11 protein-coding genes and 1 pseudogene are annotated in these 10,136 nt (G+C 64.7%); 10 read left to right on the top strand and 2 right to left on the bottom strand.

What is annotated here, in order from left to right:
- Positions 1-308, bottom strand: a pseudogene (locus tag SX1_RS24680) (hypothetical protein); the annotation flags it as partial.
- 90 nt (positions 309-398) lie between these two features.
- Positions 399-758: a hypothetical protein gene (locus tag SX1_RS17845; RefSeq protein ID WP_019054105.1), complete on the bottom strand. Its 360-nt coding sequence runs from the start codon at positions 756-758 to the stop codon at positions 399-401.
- 347 nt (positions 759-1,105) lie between these two features.
- Between SX1_RS17845 and SX1_RS17840 the strand changes: the two genes are divergently transcribed.
- The 10 genes from SX1_RS17840 to SX1_RS17795 all read left to right on the top strand — a co-directional run bounded on the left by SX1_RS17840 (position 1,106) and on the right by SX1_RS17795 (position 10,130).
- A complete protein-coding gene (locus tag SX1_RS17840; RefSeq protein ID WP_026149895.1) occupies positions 1,106-1,420 on the top strand; it encodes a hypothetical protein in 315 nt (104 codons plus the stop codon).
- Between the two features lie 69 nt (positions 1,421-1,489).
- Entirely contained in the window at positions 1,490-1,774 is a 285-nt protein-coding gene (gene traL, locus SX1_RS17835) for a type IV conjugative transfer system protein TraL (RefSeq protein ID WP_019054103.1), read from the top strand.
- Position 1,775: 1 nt separating this feature from the next.
- The gene (locus SX1_RS17830) at positions 1,776-2,348 is read left to right on the top strand and encodes a type IV conjugative transfer system protein TraE (RefSeq protein WP_019054102.1); all 573 of its coding nucleotides are present in this window, start codon (positions 1,776-1,778) and stop codon (positions 2,346-2,348) included.
- Complete coding sequence (locus SX1_RS17825) at positions 2,348-3,142, top strand: type-F conjugative transfer system secretin TraK (RefSeq protein ID WP_019054101.1); 795 nt, start codon at positions 2,348-2,350, stop codon at positions 3,140-3,142. Before SX1_RS17830 ends, SX1_RS17825 begins: the two co-directional genes overlap by 1 nt.
- The gene (locus SX1_RS17820) at positions 3,142-4,521 is read left to right on the top strand and encodes a TraB/TrbI/VirB10 family type IV secretion system protein (RefSeq protein WP_019054100.1); all 1,380 of its coding nucleotides are present in this window, start codon (positions 3,142-3,144) and stop codon (positions 4,519-4,521) included. Before SX1_RS17825 ends, SX1_RS17820 begins: the two co-directional genes overlap by 1 nt.
- 11 nt (positions 4,522-4,532) lie before the next feature.
- Positions 4,533-5,393: a DsbC family protein gene (locus tag SX1_RS17815; RefSeq protein ID WP_019054099.1), complete on the top strand. Its 861-nt coding sequence runs from the start codon at positions 4,533-4,535 to the stop codon at positions 5,391-5,393.
- Positions 5,390-6,577: a hypothetical protein gene (locus SX1_RS17810; protein ID WP_019054098.1), complete on the top strand. Its 1,188-nt coding sequence runs from the start codon at positions 5,390-5,392 to the stop codon at positions 6,575-6,577. The genes SX1_RS17815 and SX1_RS17810 overlap by 4 nt, the downstream gene beginning before the upstream one ends.
- Before the next feature lie 7 nt (positions 6,578-6,584).
- Positions 6,585-9,191 carry a type IV secretion system protein TraC gene (traC, locus tag SX1_RS17805; protein WP_019054097.1) on the top strand — a complete coding sequence of 869 codons (2,607 nt, stop codon included), beginning with the start codon at positions 6,585-6,587 and terminating at the stop codon, positions 9,189-9,191.
- Positions 9,188-9,541 (top strand): hypothetical protein, encoded by a 354-nt coding sequence (locus tag SX1_RS23550; protein WP_019054096.1) that lies wholly within the window; start codon positions 9,188-9,190, stop codon positions 9,539-9,541. The genes traC and SX1_RS23550 overlap by 4 nt, the downstream gene beginning before the upstream one ends.
- Positions 9,528-10,130 carry a type-F conjugative transfer system protein TrbI gene (locus SX1_RS17795; RefSeq protein ID WP_019054095.1) on the top strand — a complete coding sequence of 201 codons (603 nt, stop codon included), beginning with the start codon at positions 9,528-9,530 and terminating at the stop codon, positions 10,128-10,130. Before SX1_RS23550 ends, SX1_RS17795 begins: the two co-directional genes overlap by 14 nt.
- Positions 10,131-10,136 lie beyond the last annotated feature (6 nt).

Here is a 10,136-nt window from a genome sequence, read left to right as displayed (position 1 = left end):
AAAGCAACGCAGAACTTTGCTCGCACGCAATCAATTCCGAGTGCCTCGAACAGCCGGTCCCGGAGGTCATCTTTGAGCGCCAGGTTCTTCCGGATGACCTTGTGCAGTCGGGGGCGCCCCATAACGAGGCGGTCGGCCAAATGCGCTAACGGCACGCTCTGCTTCGCAGCCTGGTCGTCAATCAGGCGTTTGTATTGCTCTTGCTCGCTAAGCCTCGGTGATATTCCGCCGAAAGAGAAAACCGAGTCATTCGTCGAGGCAGGCCTCGGCCGGAACACGGTCTCGGGTGTCACAGTGCGATGCGGCATGGCTCGTCCCTCCCGAGCCGATTGGTCTATGGGATGCCATAGAGTGTCAAGACGTGAACGTGTTGTTTGCCTTGTACAATCCGAAATGGTTCAAAAGAGGCCCCTGGCCTGCGCAAGGTGGACTACGAACGGTATGACCGCCTTGTCCTGCACTGGTTTTCCGCTGATCTGCGCGATTTTTCGGCGGATCGCGTCATAGTCGGCGAGCCAGTCTGGCTTTACCTCGAGCCAGACCCTGATCTTGCCGTCGAATGTATGTTCGGCAATAAAACGTTCGAGATCCTCGCGCTCCAGTGCGAGCGATTTGGTGCTCACGCAGGCATGCTGTACCGTCGAACGAAGGCTCTGAAATTTCGTTGTTTTCTTGGAATATTCGCACATGGCATCGGCCAGGAAGGCGAAGCAATCCTGGTTTATGAGCATCCGGATGTTGCGTGTGCCACTGGCCATTCAGTTCGCGCCCGGTTTTCCATTGTTCCCACCATAATGCCCCCGAATCGTTAATTTTACGAATCGGACCTTTAGGGCAGGCGATTCGCCGGGCCAGTTTCCCGTTCCGGTAATGCCAATCACATTGTTCGGGTATCGCGATCTCGTTCGGGGATACCCGGTATTCACAATGTAGAACCCTTAATTTCCCGATCCGGCAAACAACGCCAACAATGAATCTGTAATCGGAAAATGTTTCGATTCGCGGATCACAAGAAACCAATCGTTAATTGCTGAGCGGTGTGCAGACCTGTTCTTTCGAGATGCCCCTGATTGACGGAGGCGGTTTCGAGAAAGGGAACGATGCGATGCAAGACAAGTTCAAAGGAAAAGGGGCGCCGCTTGTGCAGGCAGCAGCCGTGGTCGCGGTTGCCGCACTTTTCGGCAGCGAAGTCGCGATGGCGGGTGCCGACACGACCTTCAACACCGCGCTTTCCAGCTTCACCGGCTTCCTTGAGGGCTCGGGTGGCAAGATCATCACCGTGCTGTCGCTTGCTGGCGGCATCGTCGGTCTCGCCTCAGGCCGCTTCAGCCTCGGCCAGGTCGCAATTCCGGTCGGCGTCGGTGTCGGCGCGGGCACGGGCGTGCCGATCGTCACCGCCGCCGTCACCGCGACGGTCTGATCCGGGTTTGCCGATCCGCCCTGGCCTCAGCGGGCACAGAGCGGACAGGCTGGAGGGCGGTGCTGCCTCATGAACAGATACACGGTCCCGGCGCATCTCGATGATCCCGAGCTCATCGGCTTTTGGACGCTCGATGAATTCCTCGCGATGATCCTGCCATTCGCCTGGGGCGTCCTGTCTCAACATATTCTGATTGGGCTCATTTCAAGCGTGCTGGCCTGGTGGGGATTGCGCAAGTTGAAGGCGGGACGTGCCGTTTCGTGGATCATTCATACGGCCTACTGGTACCTGCCGGGTGCCTTCATGGGGCTGAAGGCAACGCCGCCCTCGCATCTTCGACTGATGGCGGGCTGATATGGACCTCTCGATCACGCACCAGCAATCGCAGCGGCTGCTGAAGCAGCGCAACCTGCTGGCGAGTTCCTGCCTGGTCCTGTTCGGCGTCTCGGTGATGCTGACGCTCACCGCATTGAAGCGCGACCGCGAAGTGGTGCTGCAGCCCGTTCTGGCGCGGCCGCTGACGCTGACATCGAGCCATGTCGACAAGGATTACCTCGAGCTGGTGACGCGCGATGCGGCGCTGCTGACATTGAACCGCTCGCCGTCGAACCTCCAGTACTGGATGGATTCGATCCTCAGCATAACCGATCCCAGGACGCACGGCCGGATGAAGGCCGAGCTGATGAAAGTGGTGGGCGAGCAGAGCGGTTCGAACGTCTCGCAATACTTCACGATCCAGAAGCTGAGCGTCGATCCGGACGCGCTCACGAGCGACGTGAACGGCACGCTCCACACTGTCGTCGGATCGAAGGAAGTGACAGCCGAGGCGCGCACCTTCCGCTTTGTGTGGAGCTACTCGGGCGTGTCGCTGAAGCTCGCCGGGTTCGGCCGGATTACCGAAAACGACAAGAAGGGGGAGCAGCCATGATGGCAGGGCTGGGATGGGGCGCGATTGGGGCAGGCGCAGCGTTGGCGGGACGGCCCCATGCCGTTTCCGGACGACCGCTGGGAGCGGCACTCATTTGTCTCGGCGCGCTGTGCCTGGCATCGCCGGCGCTCGCCGACCAGAATGTGATGGCTGCCGACAATGGCACGGTGAGTTGCGTGGCCTCGGCCAAGGACCTCACCCGGATCAGTCTCGCGGGCGACCAGTTTGCCTCGGTGTCGAAGATCACGACCGGAATCCCCAGCGAAGACTTCAAGGTCGTCAACGAGCCGGTGCGCGGTGACATCTATATCTCGGTGCCCGATGGCTTCGTTCGGCCAAACCTTTCGTTCTTCGGCACGACCCGCAAGGGCTTCGTCTACAAGTTCGTCTGCCAGGTGCGAGGGAGCGACGCCGAGCAGGTGTTCATCGCCAATGCCGCGATCAAGGCCGAGCAGGCACGCGACTGGGAGGTGCGGTCCTCGCCCGAAGACGCGGCGGTGCGGCTTGCCCAGGCCATGTACCGCAGCGAGGTGCTGGACGGTTTCGACATCCGTCAGTCGTTGCTCGAGCCGGTCACGGTCGGCAAACTCGAGGTCCAGCAGGTCGGCGAATACCGCGGCGCGGACCTCAAGGGCCTGATCCTGCGCGTGCGCAACTCTGGTCGCGATGCCCAGGTGCTCAATGAGAACATGCTCGCTGCGCGCGGCGCCGTCGCCTTCATGACGCCGGTAAGCGAGCTCGCCGCAGGCCAGGAAACGGCCGTCTACCTCATTCAGGCAAATGGAGGCCGGTGATGGATCTGCGCAGGATTTTCCGCAAAGTACCCAAGGCGCTCGATGCTGGCGGGGGCGACGATGCCTCGCCGCTCGGCGATGCCATCGCCGCCAACGAGGTGACCCGGAAAAAGCAGATGCTGCTGCTCGGTTCAGCAGGCGCCGCAGCGCTGGTAGCGGGCTCGCTCTATATCTTCGACGATAGCGGCAAGGCGAGCGATGCCGAGGTCAGGCAAGCCGCCGAAGGCGTCTCGGTCGACGAACTGGTCAACAAGAACATGGCCGAGAAGGAGTGGCGCGCGCAGTCCGAAGCGCAGATGATGTCGATGAACAACAACATGCGCGCACTCGCCTCCCGGGCCGAGCGCGCCGACCATCTCGAACAGCAATTGGCAGCTGCACAAGGTGCTGGCGGAGGCCAGGGCGGGGCCATTTCCTCCGATACCGAACGCGTATTGTCGGCCTACCAGTCGGAAAACGAACAGCTGCGCGCAGCGCTGAATGCCGCGCGCCAATCGCCGGTTGGTGCGAGCGCTGGACCGAACGCGCTTTACGGACGCACCAGCCCGCCAAGCTACCAGGTGGCCGGCGCACCGCGGGTTGGCGGACCTCTGCCCACGACACCCGCCGGACAGGCGGCGGCCTCAGCAGCCGGCCTTCCAGTGATGCGCGGCAGCGAAGTGAGCCTGGTTTCGTTCAGTGAAGGCGCGAGTGGGACCGGCACACCGGTGCCCAAGGGCAATACGGTCTTTACCGACAGCGCAAATTATCTGCCGCCCAATTCGATCGCGGTCGCCAAGGTGATCGTCGGGGTCGATGCCATTGCGGGGGTCGAGAGCCAGACTGATCCCTTGCCGGTCGTGCTGCGGATTACCGGACCGGCGCGCTCTGTCTACGAAAACGGGCGGCTGCTCACGACCAATATCGCCGGCTGCCTCGTCAACGGTGCGGCCCGCGCCGACCTCTCCTCGGAAAAGGTCTACGTCAAACTCCAGCGCATGACCTGCCCGCAGCCGGGCGGGCGCTACGCGGTCTCCGACGTCAAGGGCTTTATCGCCTTCGGCGGCAAGACCGGGGTGCGGGGCAGGGTGGTGAGCCGCGAAGGCGCGCTTGTCGGCCAGGCGTTTCTCGCCGGGCTCGCTGGCGGGTTCGGGCGCGGGTTTTCGGCCAACACCAGTTCGCTGATGACCGGCACCAATGTCTCGGTCAACGGCCAGCGCCCGAAACTCGGGGCGGGCGAGATCCTCGAAGGCGGCCTCGGCGAGGGCGTCGCGACCTCGGCCGACATGGTCTCCAAGTACCTGATCGAGCGGGCCGAGCAGTATCAGCCTGTGATCGAGATGCCGACCGGGATCGATGTCGAAATCGTCTTCCTCGAAGGCGTGTTCATCAGCGGGTGAGGAGTAAACGCATGAAGCTTGAACGAGGACATCTGCGCCAAATAGGCTGGGCGCTTGCCGCCGTGACGTTGGGCAGCGGGGCATCGCTGGTCTGGGCGCAAGCAAGCGAGCGCGCTCCCGCCGGGCCATCGCCGCAGGATACGTCAGTCGCAGCCCTGCTCAAGGAGCGCCTGCCGCGCACGCAGGTCTCCCGCGTCAACTGCCAGGTGGTCGACGGGGTCTGTGAAGTGACCGCAGGCTCGCAGCTGTTCTACGTCGACAAGACGGCACGCTACCTGATGATCGGGCGGGTCTACGACATGCAGACCCGCCAGGACCTGACCGCTGTGCGCCTGCTCGAGGTCAATCCCGATCTGCTGGTGGGCGGTGCAGCAGGCAGCCGGCGTGAGGCCGAAGCTGTCGAAGCGCCAAGGCGCGGTGTGAACACAGCTGCCGCGCAGGCGGCCCCCCGGACGATGTCCCTGGCCGCACTGCCCGAGGCCGGCGGCATCGTCTGGGGAAATCCATCGGGTCAGACCGTCACCGTCTTCAGCGACTTTCGCTGCGGCTACTGCCGCGCGCTTTCAGGCGTGCTCGAGAGCCTCAACGTGCGGGTGATCGAGCGGCCGATCTCGGTGCTCGGCAGTCGTGATCTCGCCAACCAGGTGTTCTGCGCGCGCGACCGCCTCCGCGCGGTCAAGGCTGCCTATGCGGGTGAGCCGATCGCCGACACCCGCGCCTGCGACACCTCGCCGCTCGATGCCAACGAACGCTTCGCGCGCGAGAACGGCATTGCCGGAACCCCGGTGATCGTCCGCTCGGACGGCGCAGTGATCGAAGGGTTCCGCCCGAAGGAATTCCTGATCACCTGGCTCAAGGGAGCGCGCTCGTGACCTCGCTGTCGGCGCTGCAGTTTGCGGGATTCCAGCGCGCCGCCAGACGTCGCTCGCGCGGGCAAGTGACGATCCCCGATGTGCGGCTGAGCCTCGCAGAAGCCACCGCCCTGTGGACCGATATCCGCGCCGCCTTTAGCCCTGCCACTGGCAGGGACCTCGCGCCCCAGGAACTCGGTCACTTGCGCCGGCGTGCCTGGCGCCGATCCTCTGGCTTTGCGAGCCTGTCGGCGCTTTCGATGTCACTCGAGGCTGCCCACGCCTTCTGGCGGCTTGCCGGAAAGCTCGGCGCGCTGGCGGCCCGGCGCAAGGCTTCGCCGCGCTCGAAAGTCGCGGGCGCCGCCGTTCTTGGCCTTGCCGCGACGCAGATGGCGGCCTGCACCACCTTCCTGGGCAGCAACATCAAGGGCAGTTTTTCGTGCAATGCGCCGGGCGGCACCTGCGCGCCCTCGACCGTGATCGATGACCAGGCGCTTTCCGTTATCCAGAACGCACGGCCAATGAGTCCGGCCGGGCCTTACTTTCAGCCATCGGCGCGGAGGCCAGCCTCAGTCGCAGCCCTCGCACCTGCCGGACGCGGACGCTTGGCGGCCGCCAGCGAAGGCCTCGTCCACCGCGAGCGCCGGGTCCTGAAAGTTGTGTTCCCCGCCTTTGTCGATGGTGCGGGCAACCTGCACGAACCGCGCATTGTCCATACCGTCGCCGACCAGGGAGGCTGGATGCAGTTGTCCTCGGGCGAGCCCAATGCGGGTGATCAGCTCGCGGGCCGCGGCGATGCCGCAGCTGCGATCCCTGCATCGCTGGCCGGCACCATGACTGCGCCAATGCCGGGGATGAATGACACCGCTCAGGAGTTCAGGGACGCCCCCACCCAGGCTCTGGTCGCCTCGCAGGTACAAGGCGGGCCGCCCGACCCGAGGCTCGTTGCCGAAGCCCGGGCAAGGGGCACCGAGCGACGCGCAGCGTCGCCGGTCGATGCCATCAAGTCCGAAGTCCAGGCGCAGCTTGCGCGGGTCCCCAAGGCGTCGGGCAGCGTCGGCACGGTTCAATCGCCGCCACTAGAAAGGTCGGCAGAACCGGCCGCCTCGCAACCTGCGGCACAAGGCGCGGCACAAAGCCAGGTCCCGCCTGCCCCCAAGGTCGCCAACCCGCCCGCCGGTTTTTCCGGCAAGATCGAGGAGTAGGCCCGTCATGGCCGCCCGCAGCTTCTGGGACAGCTTTCTCACCCTGATTTTCGGCGACGCGGCGCATCCCGAGGCGCAGCGCCCGCTGCTCGGCGCACCGATGCTGTCGAACTGGCTCCCATACCGCAGCTTCGACGCCAAGAGCCGCATGTTCATCAACACCGAGTCTGTCGGTTTCATCCTCGAGTTCGCCCCGATGGTGGGGGCGGACGAGCGCAGCGGCGAGATCCTGACGCAGTTCCTCTCCGATGCCGTGCCGTCGGGCTGCGAGATCCAGCTGATCCACTGGCAAAGCCCGTCGATCGGGGAGCGCATCGCCGACTGGGTCATGCCGCGGGTGGTTGCCAAGGGCGTCTATGGGCGCGCGGCAATGCACCGCGCGCGCTGGCTGCGGCGCGGGGCGTGGATGTCGATCTCCAAGGACGCGCCCTTCTTCGTGCGCTCGCATCGGGTGATCCTGAGCGTGGGCGCTTCGCTGCGAAGCCCGATCGGCGCAGACATGCTTTCGACTGTGCGCGACAGCCTGATGGGCACCTGCCAGGCGCTCTCGATCCCGGCGCGCGATATGGGGCCCGTTGAGCTCATCGCCTTCCTCGACGATTTCCTCTGCCCTTCGGTCGACAACGCCGATCGGCCCGAACACTATTCCGAGCTCGATCCGATCAACGTGCAGTGCATCCGCCGCGACCTCGAAACCCAGGTCACGCCCGACCGGATCGTACTCAAGACCGAGCGCTTCCGCCCCACCGGCGAGGAGATCGACGGCGCCCCGGTGATCGGCGAGGTCGTCCCCGATACCTTCGACTGGCGCTTTTTCGCGGTGCGTCACCTGCCCAAGCAATGGGCGCCGTGGGACGTCCAGAAGATCATCGGCGACATGGTCAACGACAAGCTGCGCTTTGGCTGCAACGTCATGACCGTGCTCGGGCTGTCCTTCCAGGACGATGAAGCGGTCGCCTCGCGCACCGGGCTCAAGGTCATGCGCACGACGAGCCTGGCCGACAGCAGATCGGCGCGTTTTCTCCCCCAGCTCTCCGAGCAGCGCGACGAATGGCAGTACGTTCAAGGACAGATCCGCCAGGGCCGCAAGCTGTGCCAGGCCTACTACGGCGTCGGCGCACTCTCGCCGCTCGGCAAGGGCGACATCAACGAGCGCATGGTGAAGTCGGTCTACAAGGGGGCCGGGTGGGACCTCATCGACGAGCGCTATCTGCAGGTCATGGGATTGCTCGCGGCCATGCCGCTTTCGTTTCCCAACGGCCTTTCGGCGGACCTGCGGCGCATGAAGCGCTTCAAGACCATGCTGACGACTACCGCCGCCTCGATCGCGCCGCTCCAGGGCGAGCATATGGGCGGGCTTATCCCGCATGTGCTGCTCATCGGCAGGCGCGGCCAGCCCTTCTTCTGGTCACCGTTCCAGAACGCGGCCGGCAACCACAATGTCGCGGTTTTCGGCAAGTCGGGGTCGGGCAAGTCGGTGTTCCTGCAGGATGTCTGCGCGGCAATGTCGGGGGCAGGCGCCAAGGTCATCGTTATCGACGACGGACGCTCGTTCGAACATATGGCCAAGGCCTTCGGCGGGGCCTTTGTCGAGTTCAAGCTCTCTTCGGGCTTCTCGCTCAATCCCTTCGACATGATCGATGTCACCGCACTGACCAGCGACGAGGACGGCGAGGACTACGAAGTCGAATGCCTCGCGATGCTCAAAGCCATTGTCGGCCAGATGGCCCGCCAGCAGGATCGCCTGTCTGATACCGAGCGCGGCCTCATCGATTCCGCGGTGAGCGCGGTCTGGCGCACCAAACAGCGTGAAGGGACGATTGACGATGTCGCGGCCGCCTTGCGCGGCCTCTCCTCGCCGTTCGCCGGCGATCTTGCCGATGCCATGGCGCCGTTCCTTACTGGCGGGACTTACGGTCGCTTCTTCGAAGGCGCCTGCTCGATCGACCTTTCCGCCGGACTCACGGTGTTCGAGCTGTCGGACCTGTCGTCCAAGCCCGAACTGCGCTCGGTCGCGCTCACCGCACTCATGTTTCTCACCCTGCGGGTCATGCGCGATCTCGACCGCTCGGTGCCCAAGCTGACGATGATCGACGAGGCCTGGCAGCTCCTGGGCGGCGGACAGATGGGCCAGGCGATCGAGACCTATGCGCGCACCTGCCGCAAATATGGCGGTTCGCTCATCACCGCGACGCAGTCGCTCAATGACTTCTACAAGTCCGAAGGTTCGCTCGCCGCGCTCGAGAATTCCGACTGGTCAGTCGTGCTCCAGCAGAAGGAAGAGACGGTGAGCGACCTTGCCAAGCACCAGCGCTTCGAGATGGACCGTTATACCGAAACCCTGCTGCGTTCGCTGAAGCGGAGCGGCACCGAATACTCCGACGTGCTGATCAAGGGGCCAGAGACGCTCGCGGTCGGACGCCTGGTGCTCGATCCCTATTCGGCGACGCTCTATTCCTCGAGCCCGCGCGTGTTCTCGAAGATCGAAGAACTGGTGAAGGGCGGCATGGCGCTGCCCGACGCGATCGAGCGCGTCGCCTTTCCCGATTTTGTGCCGCCCGCGCCCGGTGCGCCCGATTTTCATGAGGGCGAATTCATGGCAGCCGCCGAATGAGCATGAGCGCGCCTCGCCGCCTGCCAAGGCCAGCCCCGAGCAGGTTCCAGGACGCCTGCTATGCCGCACTGCGCCTTTCGGGATGGCTGACCGTCACTGCGGCCTGTGTGATCGGCCTCTGGGCGGCATTCTTCGCGGTGCTCGGCCAGTTCACTTTCGCGGGCACCATGCTTCATCTCAGCAACCTGGCCGCGCGCTACGTCGCGGCCGGGGCCGAACGCCAGGATGGGTTCCGCGCACTGTTCTGGGCGTGGAGCGCAGGGCTGTTTGTCGTCGTGGGCTTTTTCCGTCGCCGCGCGCTCACCGATCTTGTGAACCAGATAAAGGAGAAGGCCGATGGCCAGGAATAGGCTCGCATCCGGTGATGCGGCAGCGGCCGGCGACGGCCCCCTGTTCGAGGACAAGTCTGGGCTGCAGACCCCCGCAGGTCAAGCCGATGTCAGCCCTACCGCGCCGCCGCGCAGGATGGGCTGGATGCCGGTGGCGCTGGTTGGCGGCCTCGTTGCCGCCGGCCTCTGGGGCGCCTGGGTCACCAAGAACCTGCTGGCCGATGAGGCGATACCGCCAATCACGCGGGTCCAGCTCTCAGGCATAGTCGGCGAATATGTCCAGGCCCAGGCACGCTCGGCAACGCCGCCCGAGCAGGTCACCGCCGAGACCCGGGCTTTCATGGCCGAAATCCAGCGCAACCTCGAGGCGCGTGGGCAGCGAGGCCAGATCGTGCTGGTCGGTGAGGCGGTGCTCGCCGGCAATGTTCCCGACATCACCGCGAGCCTGCGCAAAGAAGTCTACACCAAGGTCCGCATGCCGCAGCCGGCCGCACCCAATCCCAACCAGGCTGTGAACGATGTGATGGGCGCGATGCGCTCGGCGATGGCGGGGCCAGCAGCGCCGCAAGCCGCGCAGGCAGGGGGGCAGGGCCGTGGCCCCGGTTACTGAGCTCAG

It is taken from the genome of Sphingobium xenophagum NBRC 107872 (assembly GCF_000367345.1).
GTDB lineage: Bacteria > Pseudomonadota > Alphaproteobacteria > Sphingomonadales > Sphingomonadaceae > Sphingobium > Sphingobium xenophagum.
Note: the sequence above shows the minus strand (reverse complement) of the source record. Positions and strands in the feature narration are given on the sequence as shown.